This window comes from Brachybacterium sp. Marseille-Q7125, assembly GCF_023062615.1.
Taxonomy (GTDB): Bacteria; Actinomycetota; Actinomycetes; order Actinomycetales; family Dermabacteraceae; genus Brachybacterium.
The window spans coordinates 19,431-43,487 of record NZ_JALLAL010000024.1; the positions used below are offsets into that span (position 1 = coordinate 19,431).

20 protein-coding genes are annotated in these 24,057 nt (G+C 66.5%); 14 read left to right on the forward strand and 6 right to left on the reverse strand.

The window, feature by feature from the left end; translation table 11 throughout:
- The first annotated feature begins 106 nt into the window (after positions 1 to 106).
- The 12 genes from MU407_RS14475 (at position 107) to MU407_RS07780 (ending at position 13,401) form a co-directional block, all read left to right on the forward strand.
- On the forward strand, positions 107 to 1,768 hold the full coding sequence (locus MU407_RS14475) for a polysaccharide biosynthesis tyrosine autokinase (protein ID WP_246956583.1): 1,662 nt from the start codon (positions 107 to 109) through the stop codon (positions 1,766 to 1,768).
- Positions 1,768 to 2,346 (forward strand): hypothetical protein, encoded by a 579-nt coding sequence (locus tag MU407_RS07730; protein ID WP_246956584.1) that lies wholly within the window; start codon positions 1,768 to 1,770, stop codon positions 2,344 to 2,346. Before MU407_RS14475 ends, MU407_RS07730 begins: the two co-directional genes overlap by 1 nt.
- Before the next feature lie 38 nt (positions 2,347 to 2,384).
- Positions 2,385 to 3,536 carry a DegT/DnrJ/EryC1/StrS family aminotransferase gene (locus MU407_RS07735; RefSeq protein ID WP_246956585.1) on the forward strand — a complete coding sequence of 384 codons (1,152 nt, stop codon included), beginning with the start codon at positions 2,385 to 2,387 and terminating at the stop codon, positions 3,534 to 3,536.
- On the forward strand, positions 3,533 to 4,144 hold the full coding sequence (locus MU407_RS07740; protein ID WP_281507768.1) for a sugar transferase: 612 nt from the start codon (positions 3,533 to 3,535) through the stop codon (positions 4,142 to 4,144). The genes MU407_RS07735 and MU407_RS07740 overlap by 4 nt, the downstream gene beginning before the upstream one ends.
- The gene (locus tag MU407_RS07745; protein WP_246956586.1) at positions 4,141 to 5,385 is read left to right on the forward strand and encodes a glycosyltransferase family 4 protein; all 1,245 of its coding nucleotides are present in this window, start codon (positions 4,141 to 4,143) and stop codon (positions 5,383 to 5,385) included. Before MU407_RS07740 ends, MU407_RS07745 begins: the two co-directional genes overlap by 4 nt.
- Entirely contained in the window at positions 5,382 to 6,410 is a 1,029-nt protein-coding gene (locus MU407_RS07750) for a polysaccharide biosynthesis protein (RefSeq protein ID WP_246956587.1), read from the forward strand. The genes MU407_RS07745 and MU407_RS07750 overlap by 4 nt, the downstream gene beginning before the upstream one ends.
- A complete protein-coding gene (locus MU407_RS07755) occupies positions 6,410 to 7,051 on the forward strand; it encodes a GNAT family N-acetyltransferase (protein WP_246956588.1) in 642 nt (213 codons plus the stop codon). The genes MU407_RS07750 and MU407_RS07755 overlap by 1 nt, the downstream gene beginning before the upstream one ends.
- Positions 7,048 to 8,178 (forward strand): UDP-N-acetylglucosamine 2-epimerase (non-hydrolyzing), encoded by a 1,131-nt coding sequence (gene wecB, locus MU407_RS07760; protein ID WP_246956589.1) that lies wholly within the window; start codon positions 7,048 to 7,050, stop codon positions 8,176 to 8,178. The genes MU407_RS07755 and wecB overlap by 4 nt, the downstream gene beginning before the upstream one ends.
- Positions 8,179 to 8,281: 103 nt before the next feature.
- The gene (locus tag MU407_RS07765) at positions 8,282 to 9,487 is read left to right on the forward strand and encodes a glycosyltransferase (RefSeq protein WP_246956590.1); all 1,206 of its coding nucleotides are present in this window, start codon (positions 8,282 to 8,284) and stop codon (positions 9,485 to 9,487) included.
- Position 9,488: 1 nt separating this feature from the next.
- Positions 9,489 to 10,757: an O-antigen ligase family protein gene (locus tag MU407_RS14480; RefSeq protein ID WP_246956591.1), complete on the forward strand. Its 1,269-nt coding sequence runs from the start codon at positions 9,489 to 9,491 to the stop codon at positions 10,755 to 10,757.
- A gap of 11 nt (positions 10,758 to 10,768) precedes the next feature.
- Entirely contained in the window at positions 10,769 to 12,247 is a 1,479-nt protein-coding gene (locus tag MU407_RS07775) for a hypothetical protein (protein ID WP_246956592.1), read from the forward strand.
- 11 nt (positions 12,248 to 12,258) lie between these two features.
- On the forward strand, positions 12,259 to 13,401 hold the full coding sequence (locus tag MU407_RS07780; protein ID WP_246956593.1) for a glycosyltransferase: 1,143 nt from the start codon (positions 12,259 to 12,261) through the stop codon (positions 13,399 to 13,401).
- Positions 13,402 to 13,408: 7 nt separating this feature from the next.
- On the opposite strand, the gene MU407_RS07785 is transcribed toward MU407_RS07780, so the two are convergent.
- From MU407_RS07785 to MU407_RS07795, 3 genes are all read right to left on the reverse strand, one after another.
- Positions 13,409 to 14,512: an NAD-dependent epimerase/dehydratase family protein gene (locus MU407_RS07785; RefSeq protein WP_246956594.1), complete on the reverse strand. Its 1,104-nt coding sequence runs from the start codon at positions 14,510 to 14,512 to the stop codon at positions 13,409 to 13,411.
- A gap of 44 nt (positions 14,513 to 14,556) precedes the next feature.
- A complete protein-coding gene (locus MU407_RS07790) occupies positions 14,557 to 16,461 on the reverse strand; it encodes a nucleoside-diphosphate sugar epimerase/dehydratase (protein ID WP_246956595.1) in 1,905 nt (634 codons plus the stop codon).
- A gap of 552 nt (positions 16,462 to 17,013) precedes the next feature.
- Positions 17,014 to 18,753 carry an RNA-binding domain-containing protein gene (locus MU407_RS07795; RefSeq protein WP_246956596.1) on the reverse strand — a complete coding sequence of 580 codons (1,740 nt, stop codon included), beginning with the start codon at positions 18,751 to 18,753 and terminating at the stop codon, positions 17,014 to 17,016.
- 244 nt (positions 18,754 to 18,997) lie between these two features.
- Here MU407_RS07795 and MU407_RS07800 point away from each other — a divergent pair, with 244 nt between their 5' ends.
- Together MU407_RS07800 and MU407_RS07805 are read left to right on the forward strand one after the other, a co-directional pair.
- Positions 18,998 to 20,155, forward strand: coding sequence for an ImmA/IrrE family metallo-endopeptidase (locus MU407_RS07800; RefSeq protein ID WP_246956597.1), 1,158 nt, complete (start codon positions 18,998 to 19,000; stop codon positions 20,153 to 20,155).
- The gene (locus tag MU407_RS07805; protein ID WP_246956602.1) at positions 20,155 to 20,640 is read left to right on the forward strand and encodes a DUF4411 family protein; all 486 of its coding nucleotides are present in this window, start codon (positions 20,155 to 20,157) and stop codon (positions 20,638 to 20,640) included. Before MU407_RS07800 ends, MU407_RS07805 begins: the two co-directional genes overlap by 1 nt.
- A gap of 55 nt (positions 20,641 to 20,695) precedes the next feature.
- On the opposite strand, the gene MU407_RS07810 is transcribed toward MU407_RS07805, so the two are convergent.
- Genes MU407_RS07810 through rfbA form a run of 3 tightly spaced genes read right to left on the reverse strand, consistent with a single transcriptional unit; the run spans position 20,696 to position 23,995 of the window.
- On the reverse strand, positions 20,696 to 22,105 hold the full coding sequence (locus MU407_RS07810; RefSeq protein WP_246956598.1) for a bifunctional dTDP-4-dehydrorhamnose 3,5-epimerase family protein/NAD(P)-dependent oxidoreductase: 1,410 nt from the start codon (positions 22,103 to 22,105) through the stop codon (positions 20,696 to 20,698).
- A gap of 7 nt (positions 22,106 to 22,112) precedes the next feature.
- Positions 22,113 to 23,123, reverse strand: a complete 1,011-nt coding sequence (rfbB, locus tag MU407_RS07815) for a dTDP-glucose 4,6-dehydratase (RefSeq protein ID WP_246956599.1) — start codon at positions 23,121 to 23,123, stop codon at positions 22,113 to 22,115.
- The gene (gene rfbA / locus MU407_RS07820) at positions 23,120 to 23,995 is read right to left on the reverse strand and encodes a glucose-1-phosphate thymidylyltransferase RfbA (protein ID WP_246956600.1); all 876 of its coding nucleotides are present in this window, start codon (positions 23,993 to 23,995) and stop codon (positions 23,120 to 23,122) included. Before rfbA ends, rfbB begins: the two co-directional genes overlap by 4 nt.
- Positions 23,996 to 24,057 lie beyond the last annotated feature (62 nt).

The window sequence follows — 24,057 nt, forward strand, 5'->3', positions numbered from 1 at the left end:
ACGATTCATGGGACTCCGCTGTGAACGGCTGCGTGAATTGCCTGAACGCGTGCGCCCGCGGGCGCGCTGAGCGCATACCCGACGGCAGGGCACCAGGGGCTGCGGAGTGCCGTCGTCGAATGAATGGAAGACCGTGGAGCTGCAGAACTACCTGGCCATCCTGCGGGATCGATGGATCTCCGCACTGGTGACGTTCCTGCTGGTGCTGGTGGCCGTCGTCGGCTTCACCCTCATGCAGACGCCGACGTACCAGGCCACCAATCGGCTGTTCGTGCAGACCCAGGCCGGCAGCTCGGTGACGGATCTGAACAGCGGCGTGACCTTCGCCCGCCAGCAGATCACCTCGTATGCGGATCTGGCGACCACCCCGCTGGTGCTGGAGCCGGTGATCGAAGACCAGGGCCTGGATTCCACGCCGCAGCAGCTGGCGGGAATGATCTCCACGACGGTGCCGCCGGAGACGCTGATCCTGGAGATCACGGTCACCGATGAGGATCCGCAGCAGGCCGCGACGATCGCCGATGCCACGGCGGAGAGCCTGCGTGAGCGGGTCTCGGAGCTGGAGAGCAACGGCGAAGACGCCTCGGTGGAGCTGACGGTGATCACCCCGGCGACGGTGCCCACCTCCCCCGCCTCCCCGTCGCTGACGCGGAACCTCGCGATCGGCGTGGTGCTGGGTCTGATGGCGGCGGTCGCGATGGCGATCGTGCGGGACCTGCTGGATAACCGGGTGCGGCGCGCGGAGGATCTGGAGCGCACCTTCGAACGCCCGGTGATCGCGAAGATCCCGTACTCGCGGGACACGAAGCATCTGCCGCTGATCGCCTCGCAGCATCCGCAGTCCGTGCAGGCGGAGGCGTACCGCGATCTGCGCACGAACCTGCAGTTCATGGGCCTGGCGGAGGGAAAGCGCAGCGTGCTGCTGACCTCCTCACTGCCGGCGGAGGGCAAGTCCTCCTCCGCGATCAACCTCGCGCATGTGGTGGCGCAGTCCGGCGGGAAGGTGCTGCTGATCGATGCGGATCTGCGCCGCCCCTCGCTGCACCACTACATGGGGCTCGAGGGCAATGCGGGGCTGACTACGGTGCTGATCGGCGAGGCGGATCTGGAGGATGTGGTCCAGCCGATGGCCACCGACGGCCTGGATGTGCTGACCTCCGGGCCGGTCCCCCCGAACCCCTCGGAGATCCTGGGCAGCGAGGCGATGGAGCAGCTGCTGGCGCAGGCCACCGCGGAGTACGACTACGTGATCGTGGATGCGCCGCCGCTGCTGGCGGTGACCGATTCGGTGGTGCTCTCCCGCCTGGTGGGCGGGGCGCTGGTGGTGGCCCGCAGCGAGCATGTGCGGCGCCACCAGCTGCAGCAGGCGCTCGAGAAGCTCGAGGCGGTGGACGCGAAGATCCTGGGCATCGTGCTGAACCGGGTGCCCACCTCGGGCCGCTCGAGCTACCGCTACAACTACTCGTATGCGACCGATGGTTCGGCGGTGCGGCAGAGCGCGGTGAAGGAGGCCCCGTCGGCCCCAGCGAAGTCCCTCGAGCAGGAAGCCCCGGCGGCCCGCGGTGACTCCACTGGTCGGCATACCGCCCCCGCGGCGCGGGCGGCGGATCCGAAGCCCGAGCCGGAGCCGGATCTGTGGTCCCTGCCGGGGGTGTCCCCCGTGGAGCCAGCCTCGGGCAAGCGCCGCGCGGATGTGGATCTGGCCGGGTATAGCAGCCAGAAGCGCTCCTGGCCGGGCGCGGTGTCGCGAGAGCGGGTGGATCACTGATGTCTGCCGGGTCGGTGCTGGTGATCTGCACGGGCAATATCTGCCGCTCCGCGGTCGGTGAGGCGATCCTGGCGGAGCGCCTGGCGGATCTGGGCGTGGGCGTAAGCAGCGCCGGCACCCAGGCGGCAGTGGATCGCCCGGCGCCGAGCGAGAGCGTCGAGTTCGTGCGCCGCGTGCTGGGCACCGAGCTGGAGCATGTGGGGCGTCAGCTGGACAAGGCCACGGCGGAGGCCGCGGATCTGCTGATCACGATGACCACCGAGCAGCGGTCGTACGTGGCGAAGCTGGCGCCGCGCACGGTGCGGCGCGTTTTCACCCTGGTGGAGCTCGCGAGCGTGCTCGAGCTGCTGGAGGAGGACGCCCGGTTCGGCTCGGTGAAGGAGCTGGCGCTCGCGGCCTCGCGACTGCGCACCCAGCGGGTGTCCGAAGAGCGCGACCTAGATATCCCCGACCCGTACGGCGGCCCGGCTAAGGGGTATGAGACCGCGTTCACGCAGGTGGTGGAGCTCAGCGAGCAGATCAGCGAGGCGCTGCACCGGCATGTGGGGGCGGGCCAGCCTCCCGAGCATACGGACTGACCAGACCACGACGCGACTCTTTCCCCAGGAGCCTCATCATGACAGACCTGCCCTTTCTGCCCTTCGCCAAACCAGACATCACCGACGCCGAGGTGAACGCTGCAGCGGATGCGATTCGCAGCGGATGGCTCACCACGGGACCGTCGGCGAAAGCGTTCGAGCAGGAGTTCGCAGAGTTCCTGGGATCAGATCTCACAGCGATCGCGATCAACTCCGCGACCGCCGGCCTCCACCTGGCTCTCGAATCTCTCGGCATCGGGCCGGGCGATGAGGTCCTGGTCCCCACCTGGACCTTCACATCGACCGCCGAGGTGGTGCGCTACCTCGGTGCAACGCCGATCCTGGTGGATGTTGACCCGGTGACGTTGAACATCGATTACGAGAGTGCGGCAGCGAAGGTTTCCTCTCGTACCCGCGCCGTGATGCCCGTGCATATCGCTGGCCTCATGGTCTCTCCCGAGGCCACTCGTGAGTTCGCCGCGCGTCACGGCCTGGCGGTGGTGGAAGATGCCGCGCATGCCCTTCCTGCTCGCGCGGGCGGCGAGGTAGTGGGCACGGGGGCATCCCATGCCACGGTGTTCAGCTTCTATGCGACAAAGACGATCACCACCGGCGAGGGTGGCATGGTGGTCACCCGCGATCAGGCGGCCGCGGATCGGATGCGGACCATGAGGCTGCACGGCATCTCGCGGGATGTGTTCAACCGGTACTCGAGCCGCACTCCGGCATGGCAGTACGAAGTGGTGGCACCGGGCTTCAAGTACAACCTGTCGGATCCTGCTGCAGCAATCGGCCGCGTGCAGCTGGGCCGCGCAGTGGCCATGCGCGATGCTCGAGCAGAGATCGCTCGCCGGTACACGGAGGCCTTCGCCGATCTCGGTCTGACGCTGCCGGCCGATGCGGCGGAGGGAGATCTCCATTCGTGGCACCTGTACATGATTCGGGTGCCGGATGGTCTGGACCGTGATGACGTGGTCCAGCGGCTCGCGGACCTTGGCATTGGCACGAGCGTTCACTTCATCCCGCTGCATCTGCATCCGTACTGGCAGGATCTGGGCGGTCATCGGCCCGAGGATTTCCCGGTGGCAACCCGTGAGTTCGGTCGCGTGATCAGCCTACCCGCGTTCTCTGCCATGACCGATGCGGAGGTTGAGCGGATTATCGAGGCGGTCAGGATCGTGTGTCGATGAGCTTCCTGCGCAGCTCTGCCGCGAAGCGATGCGCCGACGTCGCTGCTTCCGCCGTGGGATTGCTCATCACGTCTCCGGTGATGCTCGCGGCGTCGGTGGCGGTCCTTGCCACTGACGGGCGCCCGGTGCTGTTCCGTCAGGAGCGGGTGGGAAAGGGCGGCCGCCCGTTCACGATCCTCAAATTCCGCTCGATGCGGAACGATCAGGCGGGGATCCAGGTGAGCTCTGACCGTGATCCGCGGATCACCCGGGTGGGCGCGGTGCTGCGCAAGACGAAGATCGACGAACTGCCCCAGCTGGTCAATGTACTGCGCGGCGAGATGAGCATCGTGGGGCCGCGACCGGAGGTGCCGCGCTACGTGGCGCAGTGGCCGACGGAGCTGCGCCCGCTGATCTTGAGCGTACGCCCGGGCATCACAGACCCCGCGAGCATCGCGTTCCGCCATGAGTCCGAGATCCTGGCGGGCTCCGAAGATCCAGAGACCACCTATGTAAAGGAGATCCTCCCACAGAAGGCGCAGATGTACGCGCAGTATGTGCGGACCCAGAATCTGCGTGAGGATCTCAGCATCGTCTGTGAGACCGTGAAGGCGGTGGTCAGGGGATGAAGATCGGGCTGCTCACGCAGTGGTACGCCCCTGAGCCGGGGCCTGCCGCGCTTCCCGCGGATCTGGCGCAGGGGCTCGCAGCTCGGGGCCATGACGTCAAGGTACTGACGGGGTTCCCCAACTATCCCTCCGGAAAGCTCGCCGAGGGCTGGTCGATGCGCCGCTCCCGCGTCGCAGTAGAGGACGGCGTCACGGTTCACCGGGTCGCGCTCTACCCACATCACGGAGCATCAGGGGCCAAGCGGCTGCTGAACTACGGATCGTTCGGCGCGAGCGCACTGGTGAACGGCTTTCGCAGTTTGTCTGATTGCGATGCCGTCTGGGTCAACTATTCCCCCGTGACAATCGGGGTTCCGATGCTCGCATGTCGTTATCTCCAGCGGGTGCCGATGATGACCCATGTCCTGGATCTGTGGCCGGACACGTTGACGGCGAGCGGCTTCCTGAGCGGCCGCCCAGCCTCTGTCGCGGAGGCGGTGTTGAACCGCTGGTGTGCACAGATGTACCGCGCCTCCGGGTCGGTAGCCTACATCTCACCCAGCGTCGGGGACGTGCTCCGGTCCCGCGGGGTGCCAGCAGAGAAGCTGGAGTACATCCCGATGTGGGCGAACGAGCGCGTGTTCCACACTGCAGGCCGGTCTCAGCGCGATGCTCTGGGGTTTCCAGCGTCGGCAGTGGTTTTGCTCTATGCCGGGACCATGGGAGGCGCTCAGGGCCTGGGCTCCCTCATCCAGGCCGCCTCCAGCTTCTCCACTGGACAGCTCGTGGTGCTGATGGCAGGGTCTGGGACCCATGAGGACGAACTGCGCGATCTGGCGTCCGAGCTCGGCGCCGACAATGTGCGGTTCCTGGGGCGGCGTCCTCCGGAGCAGATGCCGGATCTGTATGCGACCGCGGATCTGAGCTACGTGAGCTTGAACGATCACCCTTTGGCCCGCATGACCATGCCCAGCAAGATCCAGGCCTCCATGGCGTCGGGCTGCGCGCTGCTGGTCGCGGCGCGCGGAGACGCGCGCTCGGTCGTCCTAGACTCTGGCGCCGGGTTCGCCGCCGATCCCGAGGACGACGCCTCGATCGCCGCTGCCCTTCGGGAGGCCATCGAGGCAGGGAAGCCCGAGCTCGCACGGCGCGGTCGCCAGGCCCGCCAGTACTACACCGATACCTTCTCCCTGGATGCGGCTGTGTCCAGGGTCGAACAAGTTCTCACTGCCACCGCCCGAACCCGAGGAGCGCGTTCATGACCACGCACAGCATCGAAGGAGCAACGATCGCCATCACCGGCGGGACGGGGTCCTTCGGCACGACGATGACCCGCAGTCTTCTTGCGCGGGGCGCGGGGCAGATCAACATCCTGAGCCGTGATGAGGCCAAGCAGGATGAGATGCGCAAGGCGCTGGATGATTCCCAGCTGCGGTTCTTCCTGGGGGATGTGCGGGACCTCGACTCGGTCCGCCAAGCCTTCGTCGATGTGGACTTCGTGTTCCATGCGGCCGCTCTGAAGCAGGTGCCGTCGTGCGAGTTCTTCCCGCAGCAGGCCGTGATGACGAATGTGAACGGCTCGCACAACGTCATCGAGGCCGCGAACGCCGCGGGGGTTCGATCACTGGTGATGCTGAGCACCGACAAGGCGGTGTACCCCGTCAACGCGATGGGGATGACCAAGGCGCTGATGGAGAAGACCGCCCAGGCCTTCGCGCGCAACAATCCCGAATCCGGGACCACGGTGTCCCTGACGCGCTACGGGAACGTCATGTACTCGCGAGGATCGGTGATCCCGCTGTTCGTGCGCCAGCTGCAGGAGGGTCGACAGCTCACGGTCACCGAGCCCCAGATGACCCGGTTCCTGATGTCGTTGGCGGAGTCGGTGGATCTTGTCGAGCATGCGTTCCTGCACGCGGAGCCCGGTGATCTGTTCGTCCGCAAGGCGCCTGCGTCCACGGTGGAGACGCTGGCGAAGGCGGTCGCCGCGCTGCTCGGCCATGAGGATGCGGAGATCGCGACCATCGGCATCCGTCACGGGGAGAAGATGCACGAGACCCTGCTGAGCGCCGAGGAAGCTGCTCGGGCCAGTGACGAGGGGCAGTACTTCCGGGTTCCGCTGGATGCCCGCTCTCTGAAGTACGACGTGTACGTCGAGGAGGGCGATCAGGAGCAGGTGCGGATGAATGACTACACCAGCGAGAACACCACGCGCCTGGATGTGGAGGGGACCAAGGAGCTGCTGCTGACGATCCCGGAGATGCGGCGCCTGGTTGAGGCACGCTGATGACGAGCGCACCGGATGGGATCACTCTGCGCACCGTGAGGGCGGAGGACGCTGAGGAGCTTGCGGTCCTGCACCGTGACGCGTTCCCGGATTTCTTCCTCTCATCGCTCGGCGTTCCCTTTCTGCGCCAGTTCTACCTGGGATTCGCCGATGACGACTCCGCGGTGAGCACCGTCGCAGTAGCCTCTGATGGGCGCATCGTCGGGTCGATTGTGGGCACGACCGAACCTGCAGGCTTCTTCTCACGGCTTCTCAAGCGCCGAATCATTCCCTTCAGTCTGCTCAGCGCCCGGGAAGGGCTGCGCCGCCCGTCGATCATCCCTCGACTGCTGCGTGCAGTGCGCTATCGCGGCGGCACAGGCTCTCCGATCGACGGAGCGCTGCTGTCCTCAATCGCCGTGGCAAGCAATCAGCAGGGACGCGGCACGGGTTCAGCGATGATGCGTGCCTGGGAACAGAGCGCTGCTGCCGCCGGGGCGGACAACGCCCACCTGACCACTGATGCCGAGGACAATGATCCCGTCAACGAGTTCTACCAGCGCCTGGGCTGGTTCCTGGAGTCGCAGTACACCACGCCCGAAGGGCGTCTCATGAACCGATACACCCGTTCGCTAGCCCTTCAGCAGGAGGATCAGCAATGACCACCGTGATGACGATCGTGGGGACACGCCCCGAGATCATCCGCCTCGCCGCGACGATCAAGCGCTTGGACCGGACGGTGAACCACGTCCTGGTCCATACGGGACAGAACTACGACTACGAGCTCAACGAGATCTTCTTCGAGGAGCTGGGGCTGCGCTCCCCCGATCACTTCCTGGGGGTGAACACCGGGTCGTTGGGGTCTGTGCTGGGCGGTGTGCTGGAGGGGACGGAGCGGATCCTCGAGCAGGTGAAGCCGGATGCGCTGCTGGTGCTGGGGGATACGAACAGCTGCATCGCCGCGCTGATGGCGGCACGCAAGGGCATCCCGGTGTATCACATGGAGGCGGGCAACCGCTCCTACGATCACAATGTTCCCGAGGAGACGAACCGCCGGATGGTGGATCACGTCTCCGACTACAACCTGGCGTACACCGAGCACGCTCGACGCAACCTGCTGAACGAGGGTAAGCATCCCCGCCAAGTGATCGTGACCGGCTCCCCCATGCGGGAGGTGCTCGCCGATCAGCGCTCCGCGATCAATGCCTCCGATGTACTGGAGCGCCTGGAGCTGACCGAGAAGGAGTACTTCCTGGTCAGCGCACACCGAGAGGAGAACGTCGACTCCCCCGCACGCCTGGGCCAGCTGCTGGACAGCCTCGAGGCGCTGCGCGATGAGTACGGCCTCCCGATCCTGGTCTCCACGCATCCGCGTACCCGCAAGCGCCTGGAGGCGCTGGGCCGTGAGGTGGACGGCGTCACCTGGCACAAGCCGCTGGGGTTCAACGACTACAACAAGCTGCAGCTCAGCGCAAAGTGCGTTCTCTCGGACAGCGGCACCATCGCGGAGGAGAGCTCGATCCTGGGCTTCCCCGCCGTCACGCTGCGCGACTCCATTGAGCGCCCAGAGGCCCTGGACACAGGAGCGATCCTCATGACGGGACTGGACCCCCGCAACGTGCTCGAAGCGGTACAGGTCGCGACCTCTCGCAGCGCAGTGGACGTGCCCGCTGACTACCGCATCGAGAACACCAGCGAGCGAGCCGTCAACTTCATCCTCTCCACGTACCGGCGGTACGGGCAGTGGACGGGGCGGCGGGTGCCGAACGCTCGGGCCGAGGAACAGTGATGACCGCTCTCATCTCTCGCGACAGCCGCCTGTATCAGCGTCTCCGACTCTTCCGCAACGCCTCCTCCCGCCTGCGGGGCCTGCGCTCATTCCCTCAGCCCGGATGAACAACGGCATGGTCGGTCCCCCCCTCAACAGTTCACGCTCAACGGAGCCCCATCGCGCCTCCGGAAGAGAAGTCCTCCTCCTCACCAGCCTCTTCCCGGTGCGCTCGGCCCCGAACAGAGGTGTCTTCATCGACCACCGCATCTCTGCTCTCGCGGCGAGCGGCGAGAAGGCGACCGTCGTGGACCTGGGGTACTCAGTACTCGGCGTCCGCCGGGGCAGCGCCCGTGTGCGCCCGTTGCCGCTGGGAATCGACGTGCTGCGCTTCACCCCGGGAATCCCTTCGTGGCAGTGGCGCCACCTGCGCAGGGGAGACGTGACGGCGGCTATGGTCGCGCGGTACGCCCGACAGCTCGCGCGACAGCTGGACCGGTCCCGATATCGTCTTATCCATGCCCACGGCATGTTCGGCATCCCTGCGGGAGCGGTTGCGCGCGAGCTGTCGCGGATTCTTCGCATCCCCTACATGGTCACCTTTCATGGTTCCGACGTCAACGTGCTGATGCCCCAGCAACCCGAATTGTTCACCGCCACGATCACGGAATCCGCGGCCTCCATCTTCGTGAGTAAGGCGCTCCAGGAAAGAGCCGAGAGCCTGGGGCACCTTCCGACGGGGAATCTCCACGTCATCCCCAACGGCATCGACCCGGCGATCTTCCACTCGAAAGGCCGCCCGGAAGAAATTCCCCTGCACCTGCTGTATGTCGGAAACCTCAACCCGCTGAAAGGAGCTGACCGGCTCCCGGAGATCTGGGAACTCATCCGCGCTGAGCACCCGGCCGCTTCGCTCACGGTTCTCGGCGGCGGGCCGCTCCACACCCGCCTGCAGTCGGCGATGAAAGGCACAGGGACGATGTTCCGAGGAACGGTTGAGCCTCCCGCCGTGGCCGAAGCAATGCGCTCAGCGTTTCTGGTCCTGCTGCCCAGCCGGAGCGAAGGCTGGCCCACAGTGATCCTCGAGTCGTACGCCTGCGGCACACCTGTCATCGCGGCTGATGTAGGAGGCTCTCGAGAAGCGGTGGGAATGTTCGCCCGCACCGTCTCGGAGGGCCCTTCCTTCGAACAGCGCTTCGCGCGGGCGTGTCTCGACATGGTGGCCTCCCCGCCTTCGCCCACCGACCTCGCCCGCCACGCGCAGCAGTTCACGTGGGCGGCGCTCCACCGCGCAGAGGCCGATGTGTACGCCCGGATCACGGAGGACTGACGTGAACGAATACTCCAGGCCGACAGGCGGCGCGCCGTCGCGCGTCGCGACCCTCGTCGTCTTCCTCTACGGCGTCGCGGCCCCCCTGGATATCATCCCGCTCATCGGCGGCAGGAGCGTCGGCTCGCTCGCCGGCGTGGCAGCCATCGCGATCGCCGCGCTCTCCGCCGAGCATTACTCCGACCGGTCACGACCTCTCCGCTTCGCATTGTGGAGCGGGTGCACCCTCCTCTTCGCCGTCGCGGCGATCAGCTCCCTCTGGGCTCCTCCCACCAGTAGCTCATTCGCCCTCACAGTGAGCCTGGCATACTCCCTCGCATCGTTCTGGGCAGTAGCGACATTGCTCCCCTCCCGCCGCCGGACCCTTCTCCACGGGATCATCGTCGGCGAGATCCTCCTCGTCGCCCTACTCTTCCTGCAAGGCGACATCGGTGAGAATCTCCGGCTGTCCTATCAGAACGTCGACGAGAACGTGACCGCCTACACCCTCGCCGTCGGCATCGCCGCATGCATCGTCGCGATGCGCGAGATGTGGTCGTTCGCCCTGTTCGGGGCGGTATCGGCGGTGCTCTCCGGCGCCGTGCTGCTCACAGGATCACGCACTGGTGTGGCCGCCCTCGTTTTGGTGATCCTCGTCGCCGCCCTCGTGCGGGTCCGGCGCGACCGGATCCCGCTCGACCTGGCACTCATCGCATCCGCCGTGGGGGTGATCTGGTTCCTGCGCGGGCTCGCGCTGCGATGGGACGGTCTTCCCGACCGAGTCCGCCCACTGCTGCGCGGTGACCTGGGCTCAGACTCGGGCCGGTCAGTGATCCGCAACGCCTATATGGAGCGCATCGACGAGTGGTGGGTGACCGGCACCGGATACTACGGATCCGCACATTTCCTCAACACCGGAGGTGGGGGCTTCTACGCGTTTCCGCACAACACGTTTCTCAAGCTCTGGGTCGAGACGGGGCTCCTAGGGGTGGCGGCCTTCGGTCTCATCTGCCTGACGACCGCGCTCATCGCAATGCGGTCACCACAGGGGATGCGATGCACCCCGCTCCTGGTCCCCGGCATGATCTTCTCGCTGACGCTCGGCGGAATGGAGCAGGTCTCACTCTTCTGGGTCTCGGTCGCCCTCATAGTGGCGGCCGCTTTGCCCCCGCTCCGCGACAGCGAGTCCCCACGTTCCGGCAGCGATCCTCTTTCACGGCGGTCCTCATCGACTCCCGCACGGCGCGTTGCGGCCGGCAGTCGCGCCTCGAGCGGCTCCCTCACGCTCTGACAGGCTCCGTCATGCTCTTCCGCTGGCTGCACGTTCCGCTGGACGTCCACTCCCCCGCCCCGAGCGCAAGGCATTCGGCGTTGGCGATGGCCGGTTCCATCGCGCAGAGCGTCTCGCGCTTCGTCGTGAACTGGCTGATCGGGCGGCTGGGAGGTCCGTCCCTGCTCGGTCAAGCCGCATCGACCATCGCGTTCGCGCAGTTACTCACGCTGGTCGGCCCGACATCCATCGGGGTCGCTCTCACCCGTGAGCTCGCGAACGCGAGAGGTCAGAAGGATCTTGAACTGCTCGAGGCCCGTGCAGCGCATCTCTCTCGGCGTTCATGGCAGGTGCTCCCCCTTCTCTCGGTCATCGCGCTCTTCGCGTGGCGAGCAGGGGGGAACTCCTGGACCACTGGCCTCGCAGCAGCCTCACTCGTCATGGGGTACAGCCTCTACAACATCACCCGGGGAAAGCTGTACGGACTCGGCAGGCTCCGCCGATCGGCTCTCTGGGACCTCGGAACCAGCGTCGCCCTCATCCTCCTCGTAGCGGTCGCGATTGCACTCTTCGGCGCTCGGCTCGAGATCCTCTTCGCGGTCGCAGCCGTCTACGTCCTCTATAGCCTTATGAACACCAGCGGACACCGGGGCGTGCACGCGAAAACATCCGGCACGGACCGCTTCGTGATCATCGACCTCGTCGGTACCGTAGCGAGCGCCGGATTCCTGCAGGTGTCTATCTTGGCATCACGTCACTGGGGCGGAGAGATCGGGTCCGGTCACTATTCAGCAGCGTTCTCACTCGCATTGCCCGTCTCGCTCCTGGTGCGAAGCGCGACGCAGGTGCTGTACCCCCGGCTGGCGGTCGACTCCGGCGCCTCGGCGGGAGACCGCGCGGCCGTGCACGCATCGGCATTCGCGACCGTGATGGCTGCGATCATCCCGCTCGCGCTGGGACTCATCGGCCTCCTGGGGCCGCAGATCGTCCCGGTGCTCTGGGGAGATCAGTACCGGGCGGCTGTCGCACCGCTGCAGATCATCATCGTCGGACTCACCCTCGCTGGCGTCGCGACCGCGAGCGTGAGCCTCATGACGGTCACGTCAGCGAGAACTCAGGCGGTTGCCACCGCGCTCAGCATCGTCGGCGCGTTGATCGGCGCGGCGGTGTGGCTGTTCGCGGGAGAATCCTGGGGGATCCTTGGAGTCGCGGCTGGATATTCCGCCGGAGCCGGTGCCATCGCGATCGGATGCATGATTTTTGCCCAAGTCCGTCTCGGAGCCCTCATGGGCCCCACTCTCGTGAGAGCCCTGCTCCAGCTCGGCATATTCGGCGGCCTCTGCGTTTGGACCAGCACTGCAGATCATGCCGGGACGCCCGTGTACGCCTCGGGTCTCTTCACGGCCATCAGCGCAACACTCTGGATGATACCACTTCGCCAGCTGCGCGGGCGACACCGCCTCGCCCCGCGCGATAATCAATCCGAAACACGACCCGAAGCGATGAACTGACGGAGGTCACAGTGAGAGTAGCCATCTTCACCACCGCCCACCCCCTTGACGACGTGAGGGTATACAGTAAGTTTGCAAAATCCTTCCGAGAAATCGGGGGGCGCATTAATTGGATCGGTCCAAGAATTACGGCATTCGAAAGCAATACTTTTCGCGATCCGCACATATCCTACCACCTCTATCGAATCCCTGGCGGGAAAGCCGGAAGAATACTCAGCATCCCCCGCGCAGCAATCAGCCTTGCGCGGTTTCGGGGTGCCGACTGGCTTTACTGCCCTGATCCGGACTCGGCCAGTCTCGCCGTCATCCTCCGCCCTCTGCACGGCGCACGAGTCATCTTCGACGTCCACGAAGAGTACCACACCGATCTTCTCAGCCGGTGGGTCGGACAGCGGTTCAGCGCCATGGCAGCGAAGGCACTGACATTCCTTCTGCGCAGGGTGGTCTCCGGGACGACAATTCTCGTGGGGGTCAACGACACCGTTCTCCTGCCATACCGGCGTGCCGCGCGGACTTCTCTCGTCGTCCGGAATTCGGCACCGGACTGGTTTGCGAGCCACGAGACTGGCGCGAGGAAGGAGCACCCTCGGGTGCGCTTCTTCCACGGCAAGGCCACTGGAACGGGCGGCACCCTTCCCGTCCTCGAAGCGCTCACGAAAGTCGACGAGCAGGTCGAAGTCCTCACGTTCCCGTCTGCCGGAGGAGTTGACGGCACGCCCTACCTGCCCGATCTCCAGAAGCAGATCGACCGGCTGGGGGTGCGCGAACAGCTCGTGCTGTCGGAGTCCGTCCCGCATACAGGCATGCCAGTGCTCATGGACTCGTGCGATGTCGGGATGATCGGCTACGGGCGCGAGCTGGGGCGAGCCAGCCTTCCCAACCGCCTCTTCGAGTACATGGCACGGGGCCTCCCTGTGCTCGCACCCGGCTACTCGCCCCTCATCAAGGCCATTCTTGAGGAGCACAAGGCTGGGATCACCTGCGATTTCGAGGACCCTGACTCCATCGCAGAAGCGATGTCATGGTTCGCCACGCATCCAGAGGAAGCCCGTCAGATGGGACGACGCGCACGCGCGGCATTCGACAAGCACTACAGCTGGGCGGCGGAGTTCGCGGCACTGGCCGGTGCCATGCGTTCCACCGAGGCTCACTGAGCCTGGATCAGACGGGATGCGGCACCGTGTCCGGGTCCTCCGGCCGGTACAGCTCGCTGATCCAGAACTGCGTGATCAACACGTCGTCACCGGTATTGGTGATGCTGTGCGCCCATCCGGTGGGCATGTCGACGGCCACGGGCTCATCTCCCGTGACGTCGAGTTCCACGCGGTCATCCGGCGTGCCGAACACCTTGGCGATGCTGATGCGGGCCGTGCCGGACAGCACCACGAACCGTTCCACCTTGCGCAGGTGGTAGTGGTTGCCCCGGGTGATGCCCGGGACCGTGGTCGAGAAAGACGTCTGCCCCTCTCCCCCGCTCGCCCGCGCCGTCTCGACGAACGTGCCCCGCGGGTCAGTGTTCTTCACCAAGGAGATCGCAGGGCGATCCACGAACAGGCGTGCCCGCAGGGTGTTGAACAGATCCCGCTCCAGCGGGTCGGAGAGATCGGGGATCGTCCCGTTGTTCTCGTAGAGGTCTCTCTGTGCGGAGAGGATCTCCCACACCCGGCTCACCAAGATCGGCGTCCCCTGCGGTGCGACCCGGCTGCCTGTGCCGTCTACCGCATCGATGAGCGCCCGGGCCGCCTGCTGCGCATGCAGCAGCGGCACCTCGCGATCCTGGATGTCCGGCTCCCTGCCCGTTGCCGCGAGCTCCACGAACGTCGCCACGAAGGAGTTGTAGAACGGCCGCCCATGCTCCCCGAACAGGTTCGGCAGTCGCACGTCGGTGAAGTGAGCGCCGATTTCATCGGCCCAGCGACTCAGCACCTCCGCCGCGGCGCTCTTCCCGCGCCCGTACGGGGTGTCTAGATCAGCGTGGATTGTGTCCGCGAACACGATGCTGCGCGGGCTCGATCCGGCCAGGACGTTGCGCAGACGCTCCGCGAGCTCGCGGTTGCCGTTCTCCACCACGTCGTCGCGATCACGGTTGATGCCAGCCAGATGGAAGACCACATCGACATCGCACGCGCGATCGGCAACCACGTCCCAGTCATCACGGCCGACGGTGAGGACGTCCTCGATCCCGAGAGCCTGAAGCCGAACGCGAAGATGCCAGCCCAGGAAGCCCTGGGCACCGGTTATGAGGATCGTGTCCGTGGACTTCACGCGGGCGGTCCCTTCTCAGTCGTGGTGTGTGATGGCAGAGCGTCTCAGGCCGAGGAGCCGTCGCCGAACACTTCGTCCGCCAGCGACAGCGTCCGCCGATCCAGCGGGATCTCCCCCGTCCGGGTGCGCAGGGCGGCCTTGTCTTGCACGCCCTCCAGCCACTGGTCGAAGTTCAGTTCATCGGGCCGAATGCACGGCACGGGGGCGTGGGAGATACGCGGGTGCTTGGGGCTGGCTACCTGCTCATCCACGGCGAACAGGTCCTCGTGCAGCTTCTCGCCATGGCGTAGGCCGGTGAAGACGATCTCCACGTCCTTGCCGGACATGTCGATCATCCGCTGGGCCACATCCATGATCCGCACCGGCTCGCCCATGTCCAGGATCATCACCTGGCCATCCTCACCGATCGCACCGGCCTGCACCACCAGCTCACACGCCTCCGGGATGGTCATGAAGTAGCGGGTCACATCCGGGTGGGTGACCGTCACCGGCCCACCTTTCTCGATCTGTGCCTGGAACGTCGGCAGCATCGACCCGCGCGAGCCCAGCACATTGCCGAACCGCACCGAGACGTAGCTTCCCTCATCCTGCTTCGCCGCCCATGCCGTGAGCTGCTCCGCCATGCGCTTGGAGTGCCCCAGCGCGCTCGTCGGGTTCGCCGCCTTGTCCGTGGAGATGTTCACGAAGTGCTCCACGCCCACATCCATAGCGGCCTTCAGCACGTTCAGCGTGCCCAGCACGTTCGTCTTCCACGCCTCGGAGGGGTACTGCTCCAGCATCGGCAGGTGCTTCAGCGCCGCCGCATGGAACACGACCTCCGGGCGGCGGTCCCGGAACACCCGCAGCAGATCATCCCGCTCCCGGATATCCGCCAGCACCGCGTCGCGCGTATCCAGCAGCCCGTGGCCGAAGATCGAGATCTGCGTGGAATGCAGCCCCGACTCATCCCGGTCCAGCATGAACAGCTCACTGGGCCCGAACTTGTGGATCTGCCGGCACAGCTCCGAGCCGATCGACCCGCCGGCACCGGTGACCAGCACCCGCTTACCCGAGAGATAGCCCGCCACCGAGGACAGGTCGATCTCCGCCGGATGCCGCCCCACCAGGTCATCGACCGACACATCTCGCAGGCTGCGGGTGGTGCGGCGCTGCGACAGCGTCTCATTGATCGAGGGGAACACCAGCATGCGCAGGCCCTCCGCCTCCGTCAACTCGTGCACATCCCGCAGGTCCGACGAATCCACCCGGCTGCGTGTGATGACCACGGCCTCAGCGCCCGTCTCGCGGGCGATCCGCGCCATCTGCGCGCCACTGCCCAGGACCTTCACGCCCTGCAGCACGAAGCCCTTCTTCGAGGCGTCATCATCCAAGAACCCCACCGGGCGCAGCTCCGAGAACGGATCGGCCCGCATCTGCCGCGCCACCGAATGTCCCAGATCCCCCGCGCCATACAACAGCACCGGCGTGGCATCCGCCCCCGGCTGCGAGCGCCCCTCCATCAGTGCACGGAACACGAGGCGCGCCGCCCCCATCAGCAGCAGCGCCATCGGCAGCACCGCCAGCACCACGCTGCGCGGAATCACCGCCGTGAAGAACACCAGCGCCACCAGCGGCACCCACACTCCCACCGCGGCGACCGACAGATGCTTCGCCTCATCCAGCGAGCCCACCACGAAGCGGCTGCGGTACAGACCGTTCCAGATCCCCCACAGCACCTGCAGCACGATCGCTGCCAGGGCGATCAGGCCCATGCCCCGGAACACCTCGGACCAGGCCGTCTCCTGACCGATATCCGATAGCAGGAAACGGCTGATCGTCAGGAAAGAAATCGCCACCAGCCACGCCAGAGAATCCGTCGCGATCGCCATCCACGGCGGGAACGGGCGCGTGCGCCGCACCACCGTGGGGCGGGATCCAGCATCGGGCTCAGGGGTGGGGGTGGAGGACATCCGAAACCTTTCATGCAGGTCACCGGCGCATTTGTGCGGAGGAGGTATGCGCTGAGGGCCGGCTTCGGGGACGGGTGAGGGGGCACGAAGCACCGCCTGGCACCTGTCCAGGAGGCTCGCCCATGCTAACCGAGATAACCCACATTCGGGATCCGAAGGTCCGAGGATCCCCTCACAGCACGGGGGGCGCTACCTGGCGTTCACGTGGGGGTTACCTGGGGTGATGGTGTGGGCGCTGGGGGGCGCCGTAGGGTCGGCGCCCGAGGCCGCGCGTGGCATCGGCCACCGAAGACTACCGCCGTCGCGGCACCTGGCATGCTCTACGCACAGTTGCCCCCGCCGTTGACCCTCCGCCTATAAGGAGAGCCGCCGATGACGGGGGCGCCTTCATTCCTGCTGGTCAGCTAGGGGGCTGTCCAGAGAAAGCGTCACCGTCGGCCACCTCGGCGGCGGATGACAATTTAAATTGTACTTTCGCCCGCGGGGCCACCGGAGTGACACTTTCCGGGGCCTGGGGTGCCAGCAGGGCGGGGTAGTGGTCATGCGTTGGCGTCAGCCGGCCCAGTGATAGAAGAACCCGGCGCCGCGGCGGTTGCTGCGGGAGGGTGTCAGCAGACCCTGGCTCTCGAGGCTCCTCAGCACCCGTCCCAAATTCGTGGGGTGCACGCCAAGGATGCTGCCGAGCTCCGTGGTGCTGATCCTCCCCTTCTGTTGGGCGTAATCCACCGCTATCTCCTCCCGGGAGGGCTCGCTGACCACCGCGCCGCTCTCCTGGCGTAGCTCCACGAGCCCACCGTATGCCTCGGCATTCAGTGCAACCCCGGGGCGTGGCGCCTGAACGGGCAGCCCCTCGATCTCATGGCACACCCGCTCGCCCGCGAGCTCGAGCACAGCGAGTTGTTGCACCGTCTGCCGTGCTTCCTCCACGGTCAGCTGCAGCACCGGCGCCAGATCTTCCGGATCCGTCCACCTCTTCTGGCACAGCCGATGCAGCGCCATCAGGGCCCGCAGATCCGAACGGATATCGGGGGTGATGTCTCCGAGCCAGCGGATCCAGCCTTCGTCGGCCCGTTCCGCCGCTAAGACCGTGCGCACCATGACCCCGTCGACCTCATCGATCACCGGTATGGGGTGACCGGCCCGGATCATGTCCCCGAACATGCGGTCCACCCCCACCCCCTGCCGCTCGGCGATCCGCAACGTCGCCAGCAGCTGACTGAGGTCCTTGTTCCGCGAGACCGGTGGATGATTGATGATGTTCTCCGGCCGCACCCCACCGAAGAACCCTCCCGGACTGGTCACTCGTACGGTGCGACCGATGTGCTCCACCGTCGTCGGCCGCGTGTCGATCCACTCCCGGTGCGCCAACCCGTTGACGATCGCCTCGCGCAGCGCCCGCTCCGGCACCGCCCGCGTCCTGCCGATCACCAGGCCCTTCATCAGGTGGATCTCCGGGTTGTACGAGCGCGCGGCCGTGAACACCGCCGCCAGTTCCTCCAGCAGTGAGCGGCCCTCAATGTTCACTCGCTCCTGCGTATCCGCGCCCGCGGCCGGGCGGCGCATGTAGTCCAGTGCAGGAGTAGCGCGGCCCACGAACAGCAGCGCACCCGCGTTCGTGAACGTCCCGTCATCGTGCACCGCTCCGAGGCGTCGCAGCAGGTCAACTTGAGGGGCCTGCGCCAGCTCCTCGGATCGTGCATCCCCTGCCGCCTCGAGGAAATCCCGGGCGATCTGGATTGCGACCGGCTGCGCGCGATCCACCGCCACCCCGCTGGACTGAGCGGACCAGTCGAAGCCCCAGCTGAACGCTCGACGCTCATGCCAGGAGGCCGAGTCGATGTCCTGGCATTGATCCCCCACCCGCCAGGTGATGCGGTTCTTCCAGCGGATCGGCTCCACCGCCGGAGGGCAGCGGATCACCAGCACCCGCACGCCGCGGATCATCACCGGGTGTATCGACGTGGTGTACGCCTGCTGGAGCAGCTGATAAAGCCGCACCTGCAGCCAGTCCTCGTTCAGAGCCGTGCCAATGACCGTGCCGTCATCGGCTACGCCGAGAATCAACGCTCCCCCACCCGGCGTGTTCGCCATGCACGCGACCTCCGGGGCCAGGGCAGTCGCGGCGGCGTCGCTCTGATCCTCACCCGGCAGGATCTCCCCACCGCGGCCCCGGCGGCCGGTCTCCTCCTTGAAGTCAACCTGGCGTCGCTCGGCGGGGAGGCGGCCTTCGTCGAGGGCCGTGAGGACCTCATCGAGCTGGTCAGCGACGGGGTCGATGCCGAAAACTGTCACGAGGGGCCTCCTGGACGGCGGATGACAATTAATCCTCGGAAAAATTGTACCTTGGGGTGTGGGAGGTGATGGGGTGACACTTTTTGGGGGTGACAGGGTGCAGCGGGTGGACCCAGAGCCAACCTGACCTGCACCTTCATCAGGTTATCCACAATCGGAGCCGCGCTGCGTGCGCGCTCCTGTCGCCTTCGTAGACTGCTGACATTCAGCGTTCCGAGCAGAGCAGGCGAGGGGAGGTGTCCGTATGACCGTCCGTGTTGACGTGGAGCCTGCCCTCCTGCAGTGGGCTGTGGACCGCGCCGGGTGGGATGCCGAGACCGCTGAGCGCCGCGCCCCGAAGCTTGGCGCCTGGATGGCCGGAGATGTGCAGCCCACCCTGAAGCAGCTCGAGTCCTTCGCTCAGGCGACGCACGCCCCGTTCGGACTGCTCTTCCTGTCCGAGCCACCCGTGGAGAACATCCCCATCCCGGACATGCGCACCATCGGCAACGCCCGTCTGCGGCGGCCGTCGGCCGATCTGCTTGACACGATCTACCTGTGCCAATCCCGGCAGGACTGGTACCACGGCTGGGCGCAGGAGATCGGCCTGGACGAGGTCGCCTTCGTCGGCTCCGCGACGACGCAGACCGCACCGCACCTGGTCGCTGCGCAGATCCGCGACGTGCTGCACTTCGACCTTCAGGGGCGCAGCGCGTTCGCCAGCTGGGAAGAGGCGCTGCGGCGCCTGATCGACCGGATCGAGGGCATCGGCGTGCTCGTCATGGTCAGCGGCATCGTCGGCTCGAACAGCCACCGAAAGCTTGCCCCCGAAGAGTTCCGCGGTTTTGCTCTGGCGGACCCGTACGCACCCCTCATCTTCGTCAACGGTGCGGACACCAAGGCCGCTCAGATTTTCACCCTGATCCACGAGCTCGCTCACCTATCCCTGGGTTCGAGCGCTCTCTCGGACGCGGCGATGACCGCCACCTCCGGCCCCGAGGAAGAGCTGTGGTGCAACCAGGTCGCCGCCGAGGTGCTCGTGCCGCTGACGGCACTGCGCGCGGACTATCGCGGTACCGTCGCTGAGGGGGAACTGGAGCGGCTGGCCAGACAGTACCGGGTGAGCACTCTGGTGGTACTCCGGCGGATCCACGATGCCGGATTCCTCACGAGGGATGTGTACTGGAAGCATTTCACCGAGGAACGCGCGCGGGTCATCAAGCTCCTTGCGGGAAGACGCAGCAACGAAGGCGGCGGGAACTACTACCACACCCAGCCTTTACGCCTGAGCCGCAGGTTCGCCCAGGCAGTCCTGAACAGCACTCTCGAAGGGTCCACCACATACCGGGACGCTTACAAGCTGCTCGGCACGAAGAAGCAGTCGACCTTCGAGAACCTCGCTGACGAGCTCGGAGTGGCGTGATGTACCTCGTCGACGCCAATGTTCTCATCGAAGCGAAGAACCGCTACTACGCCTTCGACATCGCGCCCGGCTTCTGGGAGTGGGTCCACGAGGCCCATCAGAATGGCCTAGTCGGCAGCATCGAAGCAGTCAGGAATGAACTTCTCCGGGGCGATGATGACCTCGCCGACTGGGCCCGGGTGCACACTACGTTCTTCCGTCCCATCGACCAGGCCACGGCACAGCACTTTGCCCCGCTCAGCCAGTGGGCCAGCTCCCGTAACTTCACGTCGGCCGCGCTGACCGGCTTCACGGGCGACCACGCGGACTTCCAGCTCGTCGCGCACGCCCGCGCGCATGGACACACCGTCGTCACTCACGAACGGTCCAGCCCGCACTCTCGCAAACGAGTACTGATTCCCGATGCCTGCATGGCTATGGACGTGAGCACCTCAGACACCTTCCAGATGCTCCGCGCAACAGGTGCGCGCCTGGGCTTGCTCTGAGCTCAGTCATGGACGGGAGTCGTCCGCATTCTGCGGGGGCAATACCGCTCGTCGGTCAGTTGACCTGGCTTTCCTCCAGCAGCTCTGCCCAGATGTCCTGCATGGTCGGCGGGGTGAAGCCGGTGGCCTGGATGCGGGTGAGGTCCAGGGTGGAGTGGGCCGGGCGTGGGGCCATGCCGGGCTTGTCCTTCGCGTACTCGGCGGTGCTCACTGGAGTGACGCGGGACCCGTCGTGCCCCGTGCGCTCGAACACCTCGCGGGCGATCTGCGCCCAGCTCATCGGCTCCCCCGCGCACGTCACGTTGTACGTGCCACGCTCGGGGCGGGCCGTCAGCACGTGATCCACCGCTGCGGCGAGCACCCCCGTCGTGGTCAGTCGGCCGATCTGATCATCCACCACCTGCGGGTCCACGCCCTGCGCTGCCAAGCGCGCCATCGTCCCCACGAACCCGCTGCCCGGGGCGACCACCCAGCTGGTGCGCAGCACATAGTGGTCCGGCAGCGTCGCCACCAGCTGATCGCCCGCCGCCTTCGTCTGCCCGTACACGCCCAGCGGGCTGAGCGGCTCCGCCTCGTCATGCAGCTCCGCGGTGCCATCGAACACGTAGTCGCTCGAGACGTGCACCAGCGTGGCCCGCTGCGCACGCGCCGCCTGCACCAGGCGCCCCACGCCCGTCACGTTCGTGGCCCACGCGGCGCGCCGACCCTCCGGTGTCTCCGCCGCATCCACCGCGGTGTACGCCGCGGCGTTCACGATCACGCCGTAGGGGGAGAAGTCGAAGGCGTCCACGCTCGCGGGATCAGCAATGTCCAGCTGCTCGCGGCCCACGCAGTCCACATCGGCCCGCCCCGCCCACCGCTCAGCGAGGGCGCGGCCCAGCTGTCCGCCCGCGCCCACCACCAGGGTTCGGCGCGGCGGCACCGGCGTCACCTCCACCAAGCGCGGATGCTCGCGGTCCTTCGCGGACAGCTCCGCCTCCTCGAGCGGCACCGGCCACGGGATCGCGACCGTCTCATCGGCCAGATTCAGGAACGTGTACTGCTCCTGCGCCGCCTCCGACCAGTGGTCATTGACCAGGTAGGTGTACGCCGCCGGGGCCTCGAGCGTCTGGAACGCATTGCCCACCCCGCGCGGCACGAACACCGCCACCCCCGGCGTGATCTCCGTGTGGAACGTGGCGCCGAACGTCGGGCCCTCACGCAGATCCACCCAGGCGCCGAACACGCTGCCCGTGGCGACCGACACGTACTTGTCCCACGGCTCGGCGTGGATGCCGCGGGTCACGCCTCGCTCGGCGTTGAAGGAGATGTTGTTCTGCACCGGACCCAGATCCGGCAGACCTGCGGCCAGCAGCTTCTCGCGCTGCCAGTTCTCCTTGAACCAGCCGCGCGCATCCCCGTGCAGGGGCAGGTCAAGAACCAGCAGGCCCGGGATCGGCGTGCTGTGAACGGTGGGAGAGCTCATCGGTTCCTCACTGCCCCGTGCGGGCGTACTTCTGCTCCGTGGCCGCCTTCTGGCCGCGCCACCAGTCCTCATGCTCCCGATACCAGGCGACCGTATCCGCGAGGCCCTGGGCGAAATCGCTGTAGCGCGGCTCCCAGCCCAGCTCCTCACGCAACCGCGTCGCATCGATCGCATAGCGCAGATCGTGGCCGGGCCGATCCGGGACGTGATCGAAATCCTCGGCGTCCCGACCGAACGCCTCCAGGATCATCCCCACCACCTCACGGTTCGACAGCTCCCCGTCGGCCCCGATCAGGTACGTCTCCCCGATCCGCCCGCGGTCCAGAATGTCCAGGACCGCCCGGTTGTGGTCATCCACGTGGATCCAGTCGCGCACATTCGCGCCCGCCCCGTACAGCCGCGGACGGATCCCGTCGATCAGATTCGTGATCTGCCGCGGAATGAACTTCTCCACGTGCTGACGCGGCCCATAGTTGTTCGAGCAGTTCGAGATCGTCGCTGCCACTCCGAAGGACCGCACCCACGCCCGCACCAGCAGGTCACTGCCCGCCTTCGTGGCCGAATAGGGGCTCGAGGGGTTGTACGGAGTGTGCTCGGTGAAGCGCTCCGGCGTGCCCAGCGGCAGATCCCCGTACACCTCATCGGTGGAAACATGATGGAACCGCACATCATGCCGCCGCACCGCCTCCAGCAGCGTGAACGTGCCCTCCAGGTTCGTGCGCAGGAACGGAGAAGGATCGGACAGCGAATTGTCGTTGTGGGACTCGGCGGCCAAGTGGATCACCGCATCGACCTGCTTCACCAGGGAATCCACGAGGTCCGGGTTCGCGATATCGCCCTCAACGAAGGTGACGCGATCCTTCGGCAGACCATCCAGCGAGGCCCGGTTGCCCGCATAGGTCAGCGCATCCAACACCGTCACCGTGTCCGAGGTGTGCTCGGCGACGTGATGCACCAGGTTCGCGCCGATGAAACCGGCACCGCCGGTGATCAGCAGGTGGCGGGGGGTGGGGGTCATCGGGTCTCCTCTCGCTCCAACACATCCAGCAGATACCGGCCGTACCCGGACTTCACGAGCGGCTCGGCCCGCTCGCGCAGCTGGTCGGCGCTGAGGTAGCCCATCCGCCAGGCCACCTCCTCCGGCGCACCGATCGACAGGCCCTGGCGCTTCTGCACCGTGCGGATGAACTCCCCCGCCGCCGCGAGATCATCGAACGTCCCCGTATCCAGCCACGCCGTGCCGCGCGTCAGCACCTCCACCTGCAGGTTCCCCTCCTCCAGGTACGTGCGGTTCAGATCCGTGATCTCCAGCTCCCCACGGGCCGACGGCCGCAGCGCCTTCGCCCGCTCCACCACCGTGGAGTCATAGAAGTACAGGCCCGGCACCGCCAGATTCGAGCGCGGCTGCTGCGGCTTCTCCTGCAGGGACACGGCCTTCCCATCGGCCCCCACCTCCACCACGCCATACGCGGTGGGGTCCGCCACCCGGTAGCCGAACACCGCCGCGCCCTCCACCTCCAGGTGGCGGCGCAGCTGCGTGCCCATGCCGTGGCCGTAGAACAGGTTGTCGCCCAGGATCAGCGCCGCGCGGTCACCGCCCAGGAACTCCTCGCCCAGCACGAACGCCTGCGCGAGGCCATCGGGCGAGGGCTGCGTGGTGTAGCGGATCGAGATGCCGAAGCGATCCCCGTCCCCCAGCACGCGCTGGAATGCATCAGAGTCCTGCGGGGTGGTGATGACCAGGATCTCCGTGATCCCCGCGAGCATCAGCGTGCTCAGCGGGTAGTAGATCATCGGCTTGTCATAGACCGGCATCAGCTGCTTCGAGACGCCGATCGTCAGCGGATGCAGGCGGCTGCCGGTCCCCCCGGCCAGGATGATTCCTCGCATACCGGTAAGTATGGCAGGGGCGGCCCCGGCGGGGGGGGGGGCGGGGGCGGGGTCTCTCAGAC